This window comes from Mycolicibacterium duvalii, assembly GCF_010726645.1.
GTDB lineage: Bacteria > Actinomycetota > Actinomycetes > Mycobacteriales > Mycobacteriaceae > Mycobacterium > Mycobacterium duvalii.
Genome location: NZ_AP022563.1, coordinates 522666 through 541514 on the forward strand (window position 1 = coordinate 522666; position 18849 = coordinate 541514).

The following is an 18849-nucleotide window of genomic DNA, read 5'->3' on the forward strand; positions in this document are numbered from 1 at the left end:
TGCCAGCCGCCGACCGCACCCATCGAACCACTTCCGGCGCGCATGTCGGGCCGGATCGGGACAGTTAGTCGATGACCGCACGTTCCTTGCGCTCGGTGATCGGACGCGCCAGTTCCTGCTCGTTGCAGATGCGCTGCAACTTGTCCAGGGTCTCGTCCAGACCCGGGCCCAGCGTCCTACCTGGGATGAAGGTCGCAGGCAGATTACGCATGCCCTGGATCACGCCGATGCTGTCGTAGTGCACGGTTCCCGCGGGATCGCAGACATAGTCGGGCATCCGGTCGAGCACCGCGGTCAGCATCGACTTGAACACCGTGCGCGCCACATTGGAGCCGACACACCGATGGACGCCGATACCGAAACTGAAGTGCCGATTGCCCTTCCGGTCCAGGATCACCTTGTTGGGTTGGTCGAACACCGACGGGTCGCGGTTGGCCATCGCCCAGGACAGCCAGAGCCGTTCGTACTGCTTGAACTGCTGGCCCTCGACCTCGACGTCCTCGTGGAACGTCCGGCCGTCCCCGGGGGCGGGCGTGAAGAACCGCAGAAACTCCTCGGTGGCAGGGTGTAACAGGGAGTCGCGTTCGCGGCTCAGCCGCTCCCGTTCGTCGGGGTGCTCACCGAGCCACTCCAGCGCGTGCGCCGTAAGGGCCGTCGTGGTGTCGAAACCGCCGCCGATGATCAGACCCAGGTTGCCCAGGATCTCCATGTCGGGCGCCGGCTCGCCGTCGATGCGCAGCTGCAACAATGCGTTCACCAGGCCGGGCCGCGGGTTCTCGCGGATCTCCATCATGTTGTTGATGAGATCGATGCCCATCTCGCGGTGCTGCTCGTTGATCTTCTCCCGCTCGGGCGCGTGCTCGGGCGTGTAGACCGACGCGTGCGTCGGCTCGCTGTAGACGTTCCACTTCTTCAGGTCGATGCCCATCATCGCCAGCGTCAGCACCGCGGGAACGACATTGGCCAGATGGTCGACGAAGTCGATCCGCCCCGACTCGATGTGCTCGTCGAGCGCGGCCCGGGTGATCTCGTCGATGAACGGTTCCCAGCGCTTGATCGCCGCGGGCGACAGATATGGGTTCAGCGCGCTGCGGTAGGCGCTGTGTTCCGGTTCGTCCATCTCCAGGATGCCGCCCCGAACCACGGTGGCGCGACTGGCTTTCGGGATGGTGATGCCCTGATACGGCGTCTCGCCTGAGATGTCGTGGTGATTGGATACCGCGGGGCAGCGCGCCAGCTCGAACACCTGCTTGCTGCCGGCTGCCACCCAGTGACCGCCGTAGGTCTCCGACCACGCGACGGGGCACTTGGTGTGCATCTCCTCGGTGATCTTCTCGAACTGCAGGCGGTACTCCGGCGTGTGCCTGTCGAAGTAGTAGGTGTTGCGCTTGCGGCTGTCGTCGGCGGTGCCGCTCACGACGTCGTCGACACTCAAGGCTCGTCTCCTGTGCTTTCGTTTCCGTTGTGGCAGATCCGCGAACGGACCCTCTGCGCGGGCTATTCCTCGATCGAGATGGCCTGTTCCGGGCACGACTGCACAGCCTCGCGGACCGCGTCCTCCTGATCGGGAGGAACGATCTCGTTGACCGGTGATGCGGTGCCGTCAATGTCGCTGAGCTCGAACGAATCCGGCGCGATCATCGAGCACAGCGTGTGACCCTGGCAGCGCTCCGAGTCAACCCGAACCTTCACGGCTTCTCCTTCTCCACCCTCTTGCGGTCTGTCTTCCGTCGCGGCACGTCAGACGTGGTAGTCGTACCACTTGAGATAGCCGCCGGCGTCGACACGCAGCTGCATCCCGGTGACGTAGCGGGACTCGTCGGAGGCCAGCCACAGCACCGCGTTGCTGATGTCCTCGGGTTCGATGTAATTGATCTTCATGGCCTGTTGCACCCCGAAGACCGGCTCGGCGTCGGCGCGAGTGGGCTTTTCGAGATCCGGCCGGAACGACCGGTACATCGGCTCGCTCTGCAACATGTCGGTGTTGCAGTTGGTGGGGTGGATGACATTGGCCCGGACGCCGCGTACGGCCAGCTCGGTGGCGAGGTAGTGCACGTACTCGGAGATCAGGCGCTTCGACACCATGTAACCCATGCCGCCCGGGTCATTCCCCGGGTTGGGCTTGTTGTGGGCGTCCATCAGGGCGGCGGCCGACGCGGTCGCGATGATCGACGCACCTTCCTGCAGGTGTGGCAACGCTTCCTGGATGGCGTTGATGGTGCCGACGAAGTTGGTGTTGATGCCGTCGGTCCACGCCTGCATCGGCGGCTGACCCTTCATCGCAGCGACACCCGCCTGGGCCACCACGATGTCGAGCTTGCCGAACTCCGCGAGGCCCGCCTCCAGCGCGGTGCGCAGTTGGGCGGCGTCGCGGACATCGGCCTTCGCGGTGACGATGCCCCGACCGGTCTTCTCCACCAGCTTCGCGGTCTCCTCGAGATCCTCGGGGGTGGCCATCGAATAGCCGACGGTGCTGAGGTCTTCGCAGAAGTCCACCGCGATGATGTCGGCACCCTCCTCGGCGAGCCGAACCGCGTGGCTGCGTCCCTGCCCACGCGCGGCGCCGGTGATGAAGGCGACCTTCCCCTGAACGCGTCCCATAGTGTGGTGTTCCTTTCGATGTCCGCGGGGTGTTTGTCTTACTGCGCGTCTGAGTCAGGTGTTACGGCCGCCGTTGACGCCGAGGATCTGGCCGGTGACGTAGCCGGCCTCCTCGGAGATGAAGAAGGCGCACGCGGCGGCAATGTCCTCGGGACGCCCCATCCGGCGCACCGGCGTCGCTTCGATCTGCTTGTCGGTGTCCCCCAGAAACCCGCGCTTCTCGGCCTTGCGCAACATCGGGGTGTCGATGAAGCCCGGCGGCACCGCGTTGACGGTGATGCCGTACGGGCCGTACTCCAAGGCCAGCGATTTCGTCAGCCCGTTCACGCCGGACTTCGCCGCGACGTACGGCGCCATGAACGGCTGGCCGGAGTGGGTGCTCGATGAGGAGATGTTGACGATGCGTCCCCAGCCGGCCTCGATCATGTCGGGCAACACGGCCTGCACGCAGTGGAACACCCCGTTGAGGTTGACGTCGATGACCTTCTGCCAGTCCTCGAAGGTCAGATCGGTGAATTTCTTGAACCGGTCCATGCCCGCCGCGTTGACCAGCACGGTGACCGGACCGAGTTCGGCGCGGATGTCCTTCAACGCTGCGTCGATCGCGGCGCGGTCGGTGACGTCGGCGGCATAGGCGAACTTCTCGTCACCCGGATTCAGGTCGATGGTGGCCACCTGCAGGCCGTCGGCGCGCAGGCGCTCGGCGATCGCGGCGCCGATGCCGGAGGCGCCGCCCGTCACGACACCGGTTCTCACGCGCGGTCTCCGGCGGTGTCCTCGGCGCGGTCAGCGGGAAGCGCGGGGGTCTCCACGGTCATCAAGAATCATCCTTCCGATTATGAGAACCGTACTCTCGCACAGCGCGTGCTTGCAAGACATGAGCGGTGTGCTGTTGTCATCCGTGAGACGTCCGGCCGACGATTGTCGCACCGTTTTCTGCTGGCAGAAGCGGTTCCCGTCATTTCCTTGAGTTCTCATCAGGCGAATGTATGATTCGCCGGGGATGAGAATGCAGTTTCCATCACATAAACCCAGATCAATGCAGATGTCGAGGTGACTCTGCGAGGAGGAAGATGTCGGAAGCAGCCACGATCCCGGCCACCGAAGGACGAGGCGAAGGCGCCGTCGCGCGCCGGCTGCTGATCGGCGGTGAACTGGTCGAGACAGACCGGACGTTTCCGTCGCTCAATCCCGCGAGCGGCCGGCTGCTCGGGTACGCCCCGGACGCCACCGAGGGACACGCCGCGGCCGCGGTGGCCGCCGCCCGGCGGGCGTTCGACACCACCGACTGGTCCACGAACGTCGATCTGCGGGTCCGGTGCCTGCAGCAGCTGCACGCCGCACTGCGCGAGCACCGCGACGAGCTGGCCGCGCTGACCATCGCCGAGGTCGGCGCGACCGAGGCGCTGTGCCAAGGAGCCCAGCTCGACCAACCGATCGACATCGTGCGGTACTACGCCGACCTGCTGCAGACCTATCCGATGACCGAGGACCTCGGCACCATGGAAAGCCGCGGAATGCAGCATCACCGGTGGGTCGAGAAAGAGGCCGCCGGGGTGGTTGCGGCGATCATCGCGTACAACTACCCGAACCAACTGGCCCTGGCCAAGCTGGCTCCCGCGCTGGCCGCCGGCTGCACCGTGGTACTCAAGTCCGCCCCGGACACCCCGCTGATCACGCTCGCGCTCGGCGAACTGATCGCCGAGCACACCGACATCCCGGCCGGTGTGGTCAACGTGCTCTCCGGTGCCGACCCGGCCGTCGGTGCCGCGCTGACCACCAGCCCCGATGTCGACATGGTGACCTTCACCGGCTCCACCCCGACCGGACGGGCCATCATGGCTGCGGCCAGCGAGACCCTGAAGAAGGTGTTCCTCGAACTCGGTGGCAAGTCGGCCGCGATCGTGCTCGACGATGCCGACTTTGGCACCGCGGCGCTGTTCTCGGCGTTCAGCATGGTCACCCACGCCGGGCAGGGTTGCGCGCTGACCTCGCGCCTGCTCGTACCCCGGAAGCATCGAGACGAGATCGTCGAGCTGATCAAGAACAACTTCGCGATGGTCCGTCTGGGAAATCCAGCTGATCCGTCCGTTTATATGGGCCCGTTGATCAGTGAGAAACAGCGGGACAAGGTCGACGCGATGGTTCAGCGCGCCGTCGCCGCCGGTGCCACGTTGGTGACCGGCGGAGAGAAGGTCGATCCCGGGTTCTTCTACACACCCACCCTGTTGGCCGACGTCGACCCCGACAGCGAGATCGCGCAGGAAGAGGTGTTCGGGCCGGTCCTCGTGGTCATCGACTACGAGGACGACGACGATGCGGTGCGCATCGCCAACAACTCGATCTACGGGCTCTCGGGTGCGGTGTTCGGCAGCCAGGACCGTGCCCTGGCCGTGGCACGCAGGATCCGTACCGGCACGTTCTCCATCAACGGAGGCAACTACTTCAGTCCGGACAGCCCGTTCGGCGGATTCAAACAGTCGGGGATCGGCCGCGAGATGGGCAGGGCCGGGCTGGAGGAGTTCCTGGAGTCCAAGACGTTCGCGACGGTGGTGCAGTGATGTCCAAGCCATTGGAGGGGATCCGCGTCCTCGAGGTCGCCATGTACGGCTTCGTCCCGTCGGCCGGCGCCGTGTTGGCCGAATGGGGAGCCGACGTCGTCAAGGTCGAGCATGCCGTGACGGGTGACCCGCAGCGGGGCCTACGTCAGACCGGGTTGCTGCGGGTCGAGGGCGACCCGAACCCGAACATCGAACATGCCAATCGACTCAAGCGCAGTATCGGGCTGGACATGTCGGTGCCCGAGGGCAGGGAGGTCCTGCTCGAACTGGCCCGCCGCGCCGACGTGTTCCTGACCAGCTTCCTGCCCGGCCATCGCCGGAAGTTCGGCATCGACGTCGACGACATCCGCGCGGTCAACCCGACGATCATCTACGCGCGCGGCAGCGCGCTCGGCCCACGCGGCGAGGAGTCGGTCAAGGGCGGCTACGACATGACCGCATTCTGGTGCCGGGCCGGTACGGCCGCCACCATCACCCCGCCGGGCACGCCCGGCATGGTCGGTCCCCCGGGGCCCGCCTATGGGGACACCATTTCGGGCACCAACCTCGCCGGCGGCATCACCGCGGCGCTGCTGAAGCGGGAGCGCACCGGTGAGCCGTCGATTGTCGATGTGTCGCTGCTGGGCAGCGGACTGTGGGCGTTGGGGCACACCGTCGCACTGACCAACCACCTCAACGAGCGGATGGAAGCCTTCCCGCCGGGCGTGCACGGCTCACCGATCAATCCGTTGGTCGGTCTCTATCCGACCGCCGACGACCGCTACATCTCCTTCGTGATGATGCAGCCCACCAAATTCTGGGCCGACGTGTGCAGACACATGGAGCTCGACGATCTGGTCGACGACCCGCGGTTCGCCTCGGCGGAATCGTTCGCCGAGCACACCGCCGAAGCCGCCGAGATCCTCACGGAGGCGATGGGCAAGCGTCCGCTGGCCGAGTGGAGCGAGCGGTTCGCCACCCTGGCGGGGCCGTGGGCTCCTGTGCAGGACACCCTGCAAGCTGCGGCGGACGCGCAGGTGCGCGCAAACGAATACCTGGTGCAGGCGGGCGAACTGGAACTGGTGGCCAACCCGGTCCAGTTCGATGTCTCCGCGCCCACGTCGGGGCCTGCCCCCGGTTTCGCCGAACAGACCGACGACATCCTGGTCGAGCTCGGCCTCGACTGGGACCGCATCATCGAGCTGAAGACGGCCGGCGCCGTCACCTGACGCACAACCATCACACCTCGCTGGGAGATACCTGCATGCCCTTCGTCACGTCCATCGGCACCTACCTGCCGTGCTGGGGTTCGCCTCTGCACCGGGTGGCCGGTGACGACGAAGACGTCGTCACGATGGCCGTGGAGGCCGGGCGGGCGGCCCTGACCGGCGGCGTCGCGGTGGAGCGGGTGGTGCTGGTCAGCCGCGACCTGCCGCTGCTGGAGAGCAGCAATGCGGCAGTACTGCTCGCCGGTCTCGGGCTGGATCCCGAACTGGAGGTCGACGAAAGGCTCGGCGGTGCTCCGGCCACCGTCGACGCGGTCAGTTCGGCGCGTCCGCGGACGTTGATCATCGGGGCCGACCTGCAGCCGGCCGGTGCAGCGGCGATCGTGACGGCCGAACGCGGCCTGCAGGTGCGCACCGCGGCGCGGGTCGCGCGCAGCCTGCCGGTCCGCACCCGCGACGCCACCGGTGACATCCACGATTACGGCGATCCCCGGCTGCTGCACGAGCGGGGCCTGATCGCGTCGCTGGCTGCGGCCTGGCTGGACACTCCGGTCGCGATCGCCGGCGTCGAGCACCAGCGCGCCACCGAGTTGTGCCTCGGTGATCCGCCGGCGTTGCCGACCTCGGGTGCGAGTGCCAGCCTGTTCGCCCTGGCCGGTCTGGCCGAGCGTGGGGTGTCGGGTCCGCTGGTCGCGGTGGAACAGGCGATCCTGTCCGGGCTCACCGTGACCGGCGGAGTGGCACAGATTCAGCGTCGCGAGCCCGAGCCGCGTCCGGTGCCCCAGGGGAAACTCGTCGCCGACGGAGACATCCCGATCTCGCTGGCGGCCTACGAGCGCGCGTTCGAGGCCAAGGTCCGCTGGGAAGCCGGGCGATTCGCCGGCTCCGACGAGCTGGACTTTCCGCCCCGCTTCCGGGTGAACACGGACGGTGCGCTGTCCACCGACTACGAACTGGTGGCGCTGCCGCGTACCGGGACGGTGTACACCGAGACCACGGTGCACCTGCCGGTGCCCGGCCTGCGGACGCCGTACTCGCTGGTCATCGTCGAGCTCGACGATGTCGAGGTGCGCGCGCTGGTCAAGGTGACCGGGGTGCCGCCGGGAACGGTCGACATCGGCGACCGTGGCCGGCTCGCGCTCCGTCGGATCGCGGTGCGCTCGGGCGTTCCGGACTACGGTTACGCGTTCGAGCCGGAAACGAGCGCGGCATGAGGCGGGCCGCGATCGTCGGCGCAGGAATGACGCCGTTCGGCGAGCATTTCGCACTCGGCATCAAGGATCTGATCCCGATGGCGTATTCGACGTGTGCCGCAACGGTCGACAAGGGCCTGGCGAAGACGGATCTGCAGGCCGCCTGGATCGGCGCGATGGGCACCGCCGACGGCTTTCCCTCCGGGATTCTCGCCGACACGCTCGGCCTGGTCGAGTTGCCGGTGAGCCGGGTGGAGAACTCCTGCGCCACCGGACACGACGCCATCCGCAACGCACTGTTCGCGGTCGGCTCGGGAGCGTGCGACGTCGTCCTGGTGATCGGCGCGGACAAGCTACGGGACACCACGTCGGCCGGAATGCTGTGGGAATGGGAGGCCATGGTGCGCGACATGGCTTGGGACTACCCGCTGGGCCTGGTCGCCCCGGCTGGGTTCGCTCTGCATGTTCGCCGATATCTCCACGAATCTCCGGCAACTGAAGAACACTTAGCCATGGTGGCGGTGAAGAACCACCGCCACGGCGTCAACAACCCGAAGGCGCGGCTGCGCTTTGAGATCACGATGGAGCAGGCACTGAACGCACCGACGGTGGTGACCCCGTTCCGTTTGTACGACTGCGCGCCGCAGAGTGACGGTGCCGCAGCGGTCGTCATCGCGGCCGAGGACGTCGTCGACCGGTTCACCGACCGCCCGGTGTGGATCCGCGGTGTCGGGCTCGGTCTGGACTCAGTCATGCACCAGCACAAGCCGGACATGGTCAGCTTTCCGGCGACGGCGCGCGCGGCCAAGCAGGCCTACGCGATGGCGGAGCTGTCACCGGCCGATGTCGATGTCGCCGAGGTGTATGACTTTCTGACCGGCATCGAGCTGATGAGCTATGAGGACCTCGGATTCGCCGAACGGTTGGGGGCCTACAAGCTTCTCGAAGCGGAGGTGACCACGGTCGGTGGCGCACTACCCGTGAATCCCAGCGGCGGTTTGAAGTCCAAAGGTCACCCGCCGGGGGCCACCGGTGTGGCACAGTGCGTCGAGTTGTTTCAACAACTGCGTGGCGAGGCCGCCAATCAGGTCGACAATGCGCGAATCGGATTGGCGCACACGATCGGCGGCCCGACGGCGGTGTCGGCAGTGACGATCTTAGAAGGACCAGGAGGGCCTCGCTGATGGCGGCTAAAGGGCCGGAGCGTTGGTCGACGGGCATCGCGCTGCCGAACGGACTCTCGGGGGCGATGCAGGCTGTCGGTGGCTTCTTTTCGATGGCGCTGGACGCGGTGCGGTTCATTTTCGTGCGGCCGTTTCAGTGGCGGGAGTTTTTGGAGCAGTGCTGGTTCGTGGCGCGGGTGGCGATGGCTCCGACGCTGTTGGTGGCGATTCCGTTCACCGTGCTGGTGTCGTTCACGTTGAACATTCTGCTGCGCGAATTGGGCGCGGCCGATTTGTCGGGCGCGGGCGCGGCTTTCGGCGCGGTGACCCAGGTGGGGCCGTTGGTGACGGTGTTGATCGTTGCGGGTGCGGGGGCCACGGCGATGTGCGCGGATCTGGGATCGCGCACGATCCGTGAGGAGATCGACGCGATGGAAGTGCTGGGCATCAACCCGGTGCAGCGTCTGGTGACGCCGCGGATGCTGGCAGCCGGCCTGGTCGCCTTGCTGTTGAACAGTCTGGTGGTGATCATCGGCATCCTGGGCGGTTACTTCTTCTCGGTGTTCGTCCAGGACGTCAATCCGGGGGCATTCGCCGCGGGTATCACGCTGTTGACCGGGGTGCCTGAGGTGATCATCTCGTGTGTGAAGGCCGCCCTGTTCGGGCTGATCGCCGGCCTGGTGGCGTGTTATCGCGGTCTGACGATCACCGGCGGTGGCGCAAAGGCGGTCGGTAACGCGGTCAACGAGACGGTGGTGTACGCGTTCATGGCGCTGTTCGTGATCAACGTGGTGGTTACCGCCATCGGCATCCGGATGACGACGGGCTAGAGGGGTAGGGCATGGGTACCTCCACGGTGTTGCGGTCGCGGTTCCCGCGGCTGATCAAGAACGCCAACCGTCCGGTGGACTGGTTGTCGCGCATCGGTGATCACACGTTGTTCTACGGCCGGGCGCTGGCCGGGACTCCGCACGCGGCGGTGCACTTTCGCAAGGAGATCATCCGCCTGATCGCCGAGATCTCGATGGGTGCGGGCACGTTGGCGATGATCGGCGGCACCGTGGTGATCGTCGGGTTTCTGACGCTGGCCGCCGGTGGGACGTTGGCGATCCAGGGTTATTCGTCGCTGGGAGATATCGGGATCGAGGCGCTGACCGGCTTTTTGGCGGCGTTCATCAACGTGCGCATCGCCGCGCCGGTGGTGGCCGGGATCGGGTTGGCGGCGACCTTCGGGGCCGGAGTCACTGCGCAGCTGGGGGCGATGCGGATCAACGAGGAGATCGACGCGCTGGAGTCGATGGGGATCCGGCCGGTGGAGTATCTGGTCTCGACGCGGATCGTGGCCGGCATGGTGGCGATCACGCCCTTGTACTCGATCGCGGTGATCCTGTCGTTCTTGGCCTCGCAGTTCACCACGGTGGTGTTGTTCGGTCAGTCCGGCGGCCTCTACAACCACTATTTCGACACGTTCCTCAACCCGATCGACCTGCTGTGGTCGTTCTTGCAGGCCATTCTGATGGCCATCGCGATCCTGTTGGTGCACACCTACTTCGGCTACTTCGCCTCCGGCGGGCCGTCCGGTGTGGGGGCGGCGGTCGGCAACGCGGTACGGACCTCTCTGGTGGTCGTGGTCTCCGTGACCCTGCTGGTGTCACTGTCGATCTACGGCTCCAACGGCAACTTCAACCTGTCGGGCTAGGGGAGTCGAGTTGAACAACAGCTATGTTCGCCCTTTGGCGGGGCTCGCACTGGTGGTGACCCTGGTGGCGATCCTGGCGGTCTCCATCGGACTGTTCGCCGGGAAGTTCACCGAAACGGTTCCGGTGACGGTGATCTCCGACCGCGCCGGCCTGGTGATGAACCCGGATGCGGACGTCAAAATGCGCGGGGTGCAGGTCGGTACCGTCAACTCGATCTCGTACCGGCCCGACGGCAAGGCCGAACTGCGCCTGGACATGGACCCGTCCCAGATGCACCTGATTCCGCGAAACGTCAACGTCGACATCGCGTCGACGACGGTGTTCGGTGCCAAATTCGTGCAGCTCGAACCCCCGCCGGACCCGGCCGCTCAACCGCTGCAGAGAGGACAGGTACTGCAGGGGCAGCACGTGACGGTCGAGATCAACACCGTCTTCCAGCGCCTGGTCGACGTGCTCGACGCCGTCGAACCGACCAAGCTGAACCAAACCCTGGGCGCGATCTCGCAGGCGTTCAGCGGACGCGGGGAGAAATTCGGCCAGACGCTGAGCGATTTCAACGCATTGCTGGCCAAACTGGAGCCGAGCCTGCCGAACCTGGCCCACGACATCGAGGTCTCGGTGCCGGTTCTGGAGGCCTATGCCGACGCGAGCCCTGACCTGATGTCGACGGTGCAGAGCGCCACGACGCTGAGCAACTCGATCGTCGAGGAGCAGGCCAACCTGGACGCGTTCCTGGTCAGCGCGATCGGACTGGCCGACATCGGCAACGAGGTGGTCGGCGGCAACCGTCAGGCACTGACCGACGTGCTGGACGTGCTGGTACCCACCACAGATCTGCTGCGCCTGTACCGCAAATCGATCTGGTGTGGCATCGGGGGCCTGGTGCCGTTCGCCAAGTCGGCGCCGCAATTCTCCGGCGTCTTCGTCAACGCCGGACTGACACTGGGCGTGGAGCGGTACCGCTATCCCGGGGATCTACCCAAGGTGGCCGGTAGCAGCGGCGGTCGGGACTACTGCCAAGAACTTGGGTTGCCGGAACTGCCCGCGGAGTTCGTGCCCCCGCAGATCATCGCTGACATCGGCTCGAATCCCGCTCAGTACGGCAATGCCGGCATCCTGCTCAACTCCGAGGGCCTGAAGAACTGGCTGTTCGGGCCACTCGATGGACCGCCCCGCAACTCCGCGCAGATCGGAATGCCAGGATGACGCGCTCGGTCGGAACCCTCATAAAATTCAGCATCTTCGGGCTGATCATGGTGATGCTGACCGCGTTCCTCTTCTTCGTGTTCAGCGACTCCAGGACCGGTGCCACCAACGAGTACTCGGCGGTGTTCTCCGACGCGTCCCGATTGCAGACCGGCGACACCGTGCGCATCGCCGGCATCCGCGTCGGGACGGTCAAAGACGTTTCGCTGCAGCCGGATCGGTCGGTGCTGGTGAAGTTCGACGCCGACCGCGACACGGTGCTGACCACCGGTACCAAGGCCGTGATCCGCTACCTGAACCTGGTGGGCGATCGCTATCTCGAACTGGTCGACACCCCCGATTCGACGCAGATCGTCCCGGCGGGCGGTCAGATCCCGCAGACCCGCACGGCGCCGGCGCTGGATCTGGACCTGCTCCTCGGCGGGCTCAAGCCGGTGATCCAGGGGCTCAACCCCGAGGACGTGAACTCGCTGACCTCGTCGCTGGTGCAGATACTGCAGGGGCAGGGCGGCACGCTGGAGTCGCTGTTCTCCAAGAGCTCGTCGTTCACCACCACGTTGGCCGACAACAACGAGGTCATCGAAGGCGTGATCGAGGAGCTGCGCATCGTGCTGGACACGCTTTCGGAAGACGGCGAGGAGTTCTCCGGCGCCATCGATCGGTTCGAGCAACTCGTGTCGGGTCTGTCAGCCGACCGGGACCCGATCGGGACCGCCATCGAGGCGCTGGACAACGGAACCGCTTCGATGGCCGATCTGCTGAGCCGGGGCCGTGCCCCGCTGGCCAACACGGTCGACGAGCTGAGCCGGCTCGCACCGCTGGTCAACAACGACCTGGATCGTCTCGACGCCACGCTGCAGCGGCTGCCCGAGATCTACCGCAAGTTGGCACGGGTGGGTTCCTACGGCGCCTGGTTCCCGTACTACATCTGCGGTATCACCTTCCGCGCGAGCGACCTCGAGGGACGAACCGTGGTCTTCCCCTGGATCAAGCAAGAAACGGGAAGGTGCGTGGACGAGTAGATGCTCAAGTATCGAGGTTCTCAACTCGCCCGAGCGGGCTTCATCGGGGTCGTGCTGATGATCCTGGTCATCGCGGTGGGTCTGCAGCCCGAGCGGCTCCTGCAGTGGGCCAGCGCCATCCGGTACCAGGCGCTGTTCACCGAAGCCGGCGGACTTTCGGTCGGCAACGATGTGACGGTGTCCGGCATCAAGGTCGGTTCGGTCTCCTCCATCGGGCTCGACAACGGCGACGCACTGGTCGGTTTCACCATCGACGGCAAGTACGCTTTGGGCTCCGACACCACCGCCCACATTCGTACCGGGACGCTGCTCGGTGAGCGCGTGCTCGCGCTGGAGTCCGAAGGCAGCGGAACGCTCGATCCCCGGCAGGTCATCCCGACGTCACGGACGTCGTCGCCGTATTCCCTGACCGACGCGGTCGGTGAGTTGACCACCAACACCGCGGCCACCGACACCGACTCGTTGAACCGGTCGCTGGACACGCTGGCCGAGACGCTCGATCAGGTAGCCCCGCAACTCGGCCCCACCTTCGACGGGCTCTCTCGGCTGTCGCAATCGTTGAACAGTCGCAACGAGAGCCTGGCTGAACTGCTGCGCACCGCCGGCGACGTGACGGGCATCTTCTCGGAGCGCAGCGCACAGGTCAACAGGCTGATCCTCAACGCCAACGATCTGTTGGGCGTCCTCAACGACCGCCGCTACGCAATCACCAGCCTGCTGGCCAACATCTCAGCGGTGTCCCAGGAACTGCGCGGCGTGGTCGCCGACAATGAAGCCGACCTCGCCCCGGCGCTGGAGCATCTCAACACCGTCGTCGCCGTGCTGGAGAAGAACCGCGACAATCTGGCCAAGATGCTGCCCGGCGGCGCCAAGTACTACCTGACCCAGGGCGAAATCGTGTCCAACGGCGCCTACTACAACGCGCTGGTGCCCAACGTGCAGCCGGCTCAGCTGTTGCAGCCCTTCCTCGATTACGCGTTCGGCTTCCGCCGTGGAGTCGATGCCGGTCAGCCGCCGGACAACGCCGGCCCGCGCGCCGAACTGCCCTTCCCCGTCAACGGAATCCCGCAGCCAGGAGATCTGCCCAATGATGGCAACCCGTAAGCCGCTGGTGGCCGGCACGGCGATCCTGCTGGCCCTCCTGCTGGTCGCCGGTGCGGCGTTCCTGGTGCGCCAGGTGTTCTTCGGTCCGTACACCATCACGGCGTACTTCCCAACCGCGACCGCAATCTACCCCGGTGACGAAGTGCGGGTGTCCGGCGTCAAAGTCGGTTCGATCGACCGGATCGAGCCGGAAGGCACCCAGACCAAAATGACCCTGAAGGTCGACCGTGGTGTGCAGGTGCCCGCCGAGGCCCGGGCCGTCATCGTCGCGCAGAACCTGGTGGCCGCTCGCTACGTGCAGCTCACCCCGGCCTATCGCCAGGGCGACGGTCCGACCATGGGCGACGGCGGCGTCATTCCGGCCGAACGCACCGCAGTGCCGGTGGAATGGGACGAGGTCAAAGATCAGTTGACCCGCCTGGCCACGGAATTGGGCCCACAAGCTGGTCGCGACGGTACATCGATCTCCCGGTTCGTCGACAGTGCCGCCGACGCAATGGGCGGCAACGGTGAGAAGCTGCGCGAGACCCTGCGTCAGTTGTCAGGCGTGGCAAGAGTTTTCGCCGAGGGCAGCGGCAACATCGGCGACATCATCACCAACCTGCAGGTCTTCGTCACCGCGCTGCGGGACAGCAAGCAGCAGATCGTGCTGTTCCAGAACCGCCTGGCGAGCCTGACCAGCGTGATCAACGACAGCCGGTCGGACCTCGACTCCGCGCTGACGGAGCTGTCACTGGCCATCGGCGAGGTGCAGCGCTTCGTGGCCGGCAGCCGCAACCAGACCGCCGAACAAGTGCAACGGCTGGCCAATTTGACCCAGATACTGGTGGACAACCGCCTGGCCTTCGAGAACGTCCTGCACATCATGCCCAACGCGATCGGCAACTTCCAGAACATCTTCTACCCCAACGGCGGATCGGTGACCGGCGCGTTCGCGCTGTCGAACTTCTCGAACCCGGTCTGGTTCGTCTGCGGGCTGATCGGCGGCGTGGCCAACACCACCGCACCCGAAACGGCCAAACTGTGCGCCCAGTACCTGGGGCCGGCACTGCGGTTGCTGAATTTCGGCGGCCTACCGTTCCCGATCAACGCCTACCTGCGGCCGGCGACGAGCCCGCACCGGCTCATCTACACCGACCCGAAGCTGGCGCCCGGTGGCGGCGGTCCCGCCGATCCGCCCGAACCGCCCCCCACGGTATCGGCGTACACGGGTGCGGGCGACATCCCGCCGCCGCCAGGATGGAATTTACCGCCCGGGCCGCCGGGACTGTACGCCCCCGACGACGACGCCCCCGCGATTCCGTCGCCCGCCTTGTTCCCCGGCGCCCCCATCCCGGGCCCGCCCAACATCCAGTCGAACCTGCCGCCGCAGCCGCAGACCGTCGACGGCCTGCTGCTGCCGCCGACACCGGCACCGGGCAATCCGCCACCGCCGGTGGCGCCGAACGCGCCGTTGCTGCCCGCAGAAGGGACGCCGCCCTCATGATCTTCGGAGCGAAGCGACGGAGCAATCCCGGGCTGAAACGACTGAGCATCGTCGGTGTCAGCGTCGCGCTGTCGATGACGGGCTGCGCCTTTCAAGGCGTCAACTCGCTGCCGCTGCCGGGCGCGCCGGGCCGAGGACCGGACGCCCAGACCTATACCGTGCAGATGCCCAACGTGGCGACCCTGGAGTCGAATTCGCCGGTGATGATCGACGACGTCGTCGTCGGCAGCGTGGGCAAGATGACGGTCGACAACTGGCACGCCAACATCGAGATCTCGGTCAAGCCGGACGTGGTGGTGCCCGCCAACGCGGTGGCTACCATCGGACAGACCAGCCTACTGGGCTCGATGCACCTGGCGCTGAACCCGCCGCTGGGCGAGGAGCCCAGCGGACGGTTGCAGCCCGGAGCGACGTTGCCGCTCAACGAATCATCGGTGTACCCGACCACCGAGCAGACCCTGGCGTCGTTATCGACCGTCGCCAACGGCGGCGGTCTGGGTCAGATCGGCGACATCATCCACAGCATGAACACCGGAATATCCGGCCGTGAGAACGAGATCCGGGAGCTGCTCACCCGGCTGGACGATTTCGTCGGCGTGCTCGAAGAGCAGCGTGGCAACATCGTCGCGTCGATGCAGCAACTGCGGCGCGTCGCAGGCACCTTCGCCGGTCAGCGCGACGTCATCGACCGGGCGCTCAAGGAGGTTCCACCGGCCATCGACGTGCTGATCGAACAGCGTCCGCAATTCACCACCGCGTTGCAGAAACTCGGCGAGTTCAGCGACACCACCGCGGGCCTGGTCAACGACGCCGGCGACGATCTAATCAAGAACCTGGAGAACCTGGGACCGATCCTCGGTGCGCTGGCCGACATCGGTCCGGACCTCAACCTCGCGGTGCTGTGGGCAACGGCCTTCCCGTACGGCCCGACGTTTGCCGACCGCATCACCCGGGGGGACTACATCAACCTCTATGCGACGTTCGATCTGACCTACCCGCGGTTGAAGAAGACCCTTCTGTTGGGGACCCGCTGGGGCGACGAGGAAGCGAAACTCATCCCGGCGCCGGGTGATCCTTACTACCTGAACTACTCGTATGACCCACTCAAACTCGGCGTGGCTCCGCCGCCGGCGGAAGCGCTGCCGCCTCCGCCGGAGGCTGCGGTGAGCGCGCCCCTGCCGCCGACCTCAGCGCCCATGCTTCCGGTGACCCCGCCGCCGCCCGCCCAACCATGGCTGCCGCAGTCGGCGCCGATCACCGATCAGCAGATCTTCGCAGGACCGTATGGAGCCCAGACAGCGACCGAGCCGGCCGTGCCCGCCGCGCCGGCGCCAGGAGGTGGCGGCTGATGCTGACCCGTTTCGTCCGGAATCAGTTGATCATCTTCACGATCGCGTCGATCGTCGGCGTAGCGGTGATGGTCTTCGCCTACATGCAGGTTCCCACGCTGCTCGGGATCGGCCGGTTGACGGTCAAGCTGGAACTCCCGGCCTCCGGTGGCCTGTACCGGTTCAGCAACGTGACCTACCGCGGTGTGCAGATCGGCAAGGTGACCTCGGTTGCGCTGACCGAGAACGGCGCGGAAGCCACGCTGTCGCTGGACACGTCGCCCAAGGTGCCCGCGGACCTGCAGGCCGAGGTGCGCAGTGTGTCGGCGGTCGGCGAGCAGTACGTGGATCTGCGTCCGAACACCGATTCGGGGCCGTACCTGGAGAACGGGTCGCGAATCCCGATGGAGAACACCACGATCCCGCAAGAGGTCGGTCCGATGCTCGACCAGCTCAGCGCCATGGTCGACAGCCTTCCCAAGGACCGCATTCCCGACCTGCTCGACGAGACCTACAAGGCGTTCAACGGTGCCGGTCCGGAGTTCGGCTCTTTGCTCGACTCCGCGGCCGAGGTCACCGATGAGGTCAATGGCGTGTCCGACCAGACGCGCACGCTCGTCGACGACATCCGGCCGCTGCTGGACTCGCAGGCCGAGACGACCGAGGCGATCCGCACGTGGGCCCGCAGCCTCAACGGCGTCACGGCGCAGGTCGTGCAGAACGATCCGCAGGTGCGCGCTATTCTGCAGCAGGGCCCCGGCTTTGCGCAGGAGGTCAGCGCGCTGCTCGAGCAGGTCCAGCCCACCCTGCCGATCCTGCTGGCCAACCTGACCACGGTGGGGCAGATCCTCCTCACCTACAACCCGTCCATCGAGCAACTGCTGGTGCTGTTCCCGGGCATCATCGCCGCGCAGCAATCGTTCGGTCTGCCGGCGAACAATCCCACGGGTCTGCCCATGGGCGACTTCGCGCTGACGATCAGCGACCCGAACCCGTGCACCGTCGGCTTCCTGCCGCCGTCGCAATGGCGTAACCCGGAAGACGAGACCGTGATCGACACCCCGGACGGCCTGTACTGCAAGCTGCCGCAGGACTCGCCGCTCAACGTCCGCGGTGCCCGCAACTACCCCTGCATGGCCCATCCCGGCAAGCGCGCGCCGACCGTCGAGTTGTGCAATGACCCAAGGGGATTCGTGCCGCAGGCCATCCGTCAGCATCTGCTCGGCCCGTACCCGTTCGATCCGAACCTGGTCAAGCAGGGCATTCCGATCGATGCCCGGGTCGAGGGGGAGGACCGCATCCACGCACCGCTGGAGGGCACTCCGCTGCCACCCGGTGCGCAGCGGATGGGGACCCCGCCGGTGTCGCCGCCGGGCACGCCGCCGTTCCCGGTCAGTCCGCCCGCGCCAGGGGCTCCTCCCGCGCCTGCGCCGGTGGAGCCGGCTGCCGGGGCGACGCCGGTGGCGCCGAGTGCCTTCGACGGTGCGTCCGAAGGGCCGTCGGTGGCCAGTGCGTCCTACGATCCGAACACCGGGAAGTACCTGGCGCCCGACGGTTCCCTGCAGCAGATCACGAACGTAGCGTCGGGCCCGGCCCCGGCCTCGTGGAAGGATCTGCTGCCGAAGTGACCGGACTCGCCGGCGCGCGGCTAGGAGATCTTCTGGGCCTTGACCGGCAGTTCGATCACCTTCGGCTTGTTGACCCCACATGCCCCGCTGTCGCTCTTGGTGACGTTACGTCCCGCCATGGTGTCGAAGAAGCGGGTCATACGACGCTCGAGGTCCATGTCGAAGCCCCACATGATGAACTTCTGATAGCCGGTCGCGAATGTGCCGTTCGGGCAGGGCATCCAATTCGGTACTTCGTGCTCGATGAACCAGTAGTCGTCAAGTCGCGCGGTGCCCGTCCAGCCGAGACTGCTTTGCACGGTGCCGCTGCACTCGATCGGGCTGACACACTGCACGTCTACAGTCCAGGTCTCACGAACGGACTTCTCGTCGATCAAAACGTCGTTGGTCCTGGCCCACTCGCCGTCGGAGTAGACGTCCCAGGTGCCGCTGATGTCGACCCCCCAGTCCTCGGCCTGCGCAACCGGGGCACCGGCCAAGCTCGCCAAGGCCATTGCCGCTGTTGCCGCCAGGATTCCGAGACCATTTGCAGTGCGCATGATTCAAAGCCTAACGGTGCCTTGAGCAATGCTCTCCAAAAGGGAGAATTTGGTTATCGGGATATGTGAAAATGGCGGGGTGCGCTCAGTTTTCGCGGGACTTGCTGCCCTGA

The 18849-nt window shown here is 66.2% G+C and carries 17 protein-coding genes; 12 read left to right on the plus strand and 5 right to left on the minus strand.

What is annotated here, in order from left to right; translation table 11 throughout:
- Positions 1-64: 64 nt before the first annotated feature.
- The 4 genes from G6N31_RS02570 to G6N31_RS02585 all read right to left on the minus strand — a co-directional run bounded on the left by G6N31_RS02570 (position 65) and on the right by G6N31_RS02585 (position 3357).
- Positions 65-1435, minus strand: coding sequence for a cytochrome P450 (locus G6N31_RS02570; RefSeq protein ID WP_098003339.1), 1371 nt, complete (start codon positions 1433-1435; stop codon positions 65-67).
- A 62-nt stretch (positions 1436-1497) separates the two neighbouring features.
- Positions 1498-1692 carry a ferredoxin gene (locus G6N31_RS02575; protein ID WP_098003340.1) on the minus strand — a complete coding sequence of 65 codons (195 nt, stop codon included), beginning with the start codon at positions 1690-1692 and terminating at the stop codon, positions 1498-1500.
- Positions 1693-1740: 48 nt separating this feature from the next.
- Positions 1741-2601 carry a mycofactocin-coupled SDR family oxidoreductase gene (locus G6N31_RS02580; RefSeq protein ID WP_098003341.1) on the minus strand — a complete coding sequence of 287 codons (861 nt, stop codon included), beginning with the start codon at positions 2599-2601 and terminating at the stop codon, positions 1741-1743.
- Positions 2602-2655: 54 nt separating this feature from the next.
- On the minus strand, positions 2656-3357 hold the full coding sequence (locus G6N31_RS02585; RefSeq protein WP_098003342.1) for an SDR family NAD(P)-dependent oxidoreductase: 702 nt from the start codon (positions 3355-3357) through the stop codon (positions 2656-2658).
- 317 nt (positions 3358-3674) lie between these two features.
- On the opposite strand from G6N31_RS02585, the gene G6N31_RS02590 reads away from it, so the two are divergent.
- From G6N31_RS02590 to G6N31_RS02645, 12 genes are read left to right on the plus strand one after another with little or no spacing between them, the layout of a single operon-like run.
- Complete coding sequence (locus G6N31_RS02590; RefSeq protein ID WP_098003343.1) at positions 3675-5162, plus strand: aldehyde dehydrogenase family protein; 1488 nt, start codon at positions 3675-3677, stop codon at positions 5160-5162.
- On the plus strand, positions 5162-6370 hold the full coding sequence (locus G6N31_RS02595; RefSeq protein WP_098003344.1) for a CaiB/BaiF CoA transferase family protein: 1209 nt from the start codon (positions 5162-5164) through the stop codon (positions 6368-6370). The genes G6N31_RS02590 and G6N31_RS02595 overlap by 1 nt, the downstream gene beginning before the upstream one ends.
- Before the next feature lie 35 nt (positions 6371-6405).
- Complete coding sequence (locus G6N31_RS02600) at positions 6406-7581, plus strand: OB-fold domain-containing protein (protein ID WP_098003345.1); 1176 nt, start codon at positions 6406-6408, stop codon at positions 7579-7581.
- Positions 7578-8744, plus strand: coding sequence for a thiolase C-terminal domain-containing protein (locus tag G6N31_RS02605; RefSeq protein ID WP_098003346.1), 1167 nt, complete (start codon positions 7578-7580; stop codon positions 8742-8744). Before G6N31_RS02600 ends, G6N31_RS02605 begins: the two co-directional genes overlap by 4 nt.
- On the plus strand, positions 8744-9553 hold the full coding sequence (locus tag G6N31_RS02610) for an MlaE family ABC transporter permease (RefSeq protein ID WP_098003347.1): 810 nt from the start codon (positions 8744-8746) through the stop codon (positions 9551-9553). Before G6N31_RS02605 ends, G6N31_RS02610 begins: the two co-directional genes overlap by 1 nt.
- Before the next feature lie 11 nt (positions 9554-9564).
- Complete coding sequence (locus G6N31_RS02615; protein WP_098003348.1) at positions 9565-10422, plus strand: MlaE family ABC transporter permease; 858 nt, start codon at positions 9565-9567, stop codon at positions 10420-10422.
- Between the two features lie 10 nt (positions 10423-10432).
- Positions 10433-11629 (plus strand): MCE family protein, encoded by a 1197-nt coding sequence (locus tag G6N31_RS02620; RefSeq protein ID WP_098003349.1) that lies wholly within the window; start codon positions 10433-10435, stop codon positions 11627-11629.
- On the plus strand, positions 11626-12651 hold the full coding sequence (locus G6N31_RS02625; protein WP_098003350.1) for an MCE family protein: 1026 nt from the start codon (positions 11626-11628) through the stop codon (positions 12649-12651). Before G6N31_RS02620 ends, G6N31_RS02625 begins: the two co-directional genes overlap by 4 nt.
- Entirely contained in the window at positions 12652-13755 is a 1104-nt protein-coding gene (locus tag G6N31_RS02630; RefSeq protein WP_098003351.1) for an MCE family protein, read from the plus strand.
- Positions 13739-15241, plus strand: a complete 1503-nt coding sequence (locus G6N31_RS02635) for an MCE family protein (RefSeq protein WP_098003352.1) — start codon at positions 13739-13741, stop codon at positions 15239-15241. Before G6N31_RS02630 ends, G6N31_RS02635 begins: the two co-directional genes overlap by 17 nt.
- Complete coding sequence (locus tag G6N31_RS02640) at positions 15238-16590, plus strand: MCE family protein (RefSeq protein WP_098003353.1); 1353 nt, start codon at positions 15238-15240, stop codon at positions 16588-16590. The genes G6N31_RS02635 and G6N31_RS02640 overlap by 4 nt, the downstream gene beginning before the upstream one ends.
- Positions 16590-18197 carry an MCE family protein gene (locus G6N31_RS02645; protein WP_098003354.1) on the plus strand — a complete coding sequence of 536 codons (1608 nt, stop codon included), beginning with the start codon at positions 16590-16592 and terminating at the stop codon, positions 18195-18197. Before G6N31_RS02640 ends, G6N31_RS02645 begins: the two co-directional genes overlap by 1 nt.
- 20 nt (positions 18198-18217) lie before the next feature.
- On the opposite strand, the gene G6N31_RS02650 is transcribed toward G6N31_RS02645, so the two are convergent.
- Positions 18218-18736 (minus strand): Rv2253/PknI dimerization domain-containing protein, encoded by a 519-nt coding sequence (locus G6N31_RS02650; RefSeq protein WP_179964257.1) that lies wholly within the window; start codon positions 18734-18736, stop codon positions 18218-18220.
- Positions 18737-18849 lie beyond the last annotated feature (113 nt).

Bases quoted from the DNA above. Each gene is read 5' to 3' on its own strand.
- G6N31_RS02580 (WP_098003341.1), bottom strand. From the start codon at position 2,601: ATGGGACGCGTTCAGGGGAAGGTCGCCTTCATCACCGGCGCCGCGCGT.
- G6N31_RS02590 (WP_098003343.1), top strand. From the start codon at position 3,675: ATGTCGGAAGCAGCCACGATCCCGGCCACCGAAGGACGAGGCGAAGGC.
- G6N31_RS02595 (WP_098003344.1), top strand. From the start codon at position 5,162: ATGTCCAAGCCATTGGAGGGGATCCGCGTCCTCGAGGTCGCCATGTAC.
- G6N31_RS02600 (WP_098003345.1), top strand. From the start codon at position 6,406: ATGCCCTTCGTCACGTCCATCGGCACCTACCTGCCGTGCTGGGGTTCG.
- G6N31_RS02605 (WP_098003346.1), top strand. From the start codon at position 7,578: ATGAGGCGGGCCGCGATCGTCGGCGCAGGAATGACGCCGTTCGGCGAG.
- G6N31_RS02610 (WP_098003347.1), top strand. From the start codon at position 8,744: ATGGCGGCTAAAGGGCCGGAGCGTTGGTCGACGGGCATCGCGCTGCCG.
- G6N31_RS02615 (WP_098003348.1), top strand. From the start codon at position 9,565: ATGGGTACCTCCACGGTGTTGCGGTCGCGGTTCCCGCGGCTGATCAAG.
- G6N31_RS02625 (WP_098003350.1), top strand. From the start codon at position 11,626: ATGACGCGCTCGGTCGGAACCCTCATAAAATTCAGCATCTTCGGGCTG.
- G6N31_RS02630 (WP_098003351.1), top strand. From the start codon at position 12,652: ATGCTCAAGTATCGAGGTTCTCAACTCGCCCGAGCGGGCTTCATCGGG.
- G6N31_RS02635 (WP_098003352.1), top strand. From the start codon at position 13,739: ATGATGGCAACCCGTAAGCCGCTGGTGGCCGGCACGGCGATCCTGCTG.
- G6N31_RS02640 (WP_098003353.1), top strand. From the start codon at position 15,238: ATGATCTTCGGAGCGAAGCGACGGAGCAATCCCGGGCTGAAACGACTG.
- G6N31_RS02645 (WP_098003354.1), top strand. From the start codon at position 16,590: ATGCTGACCCGTTTCGTCCGGAATCAGTTGATCATCTTCACGATCGCG.
- G6N31_RS02650 (WP_179964257.1), bottom strand. From the start codon at position 18,736: ATGCGCACTGCAAATGGTCTCGGAATCCTGGCGGCAACAGCGGCAATG.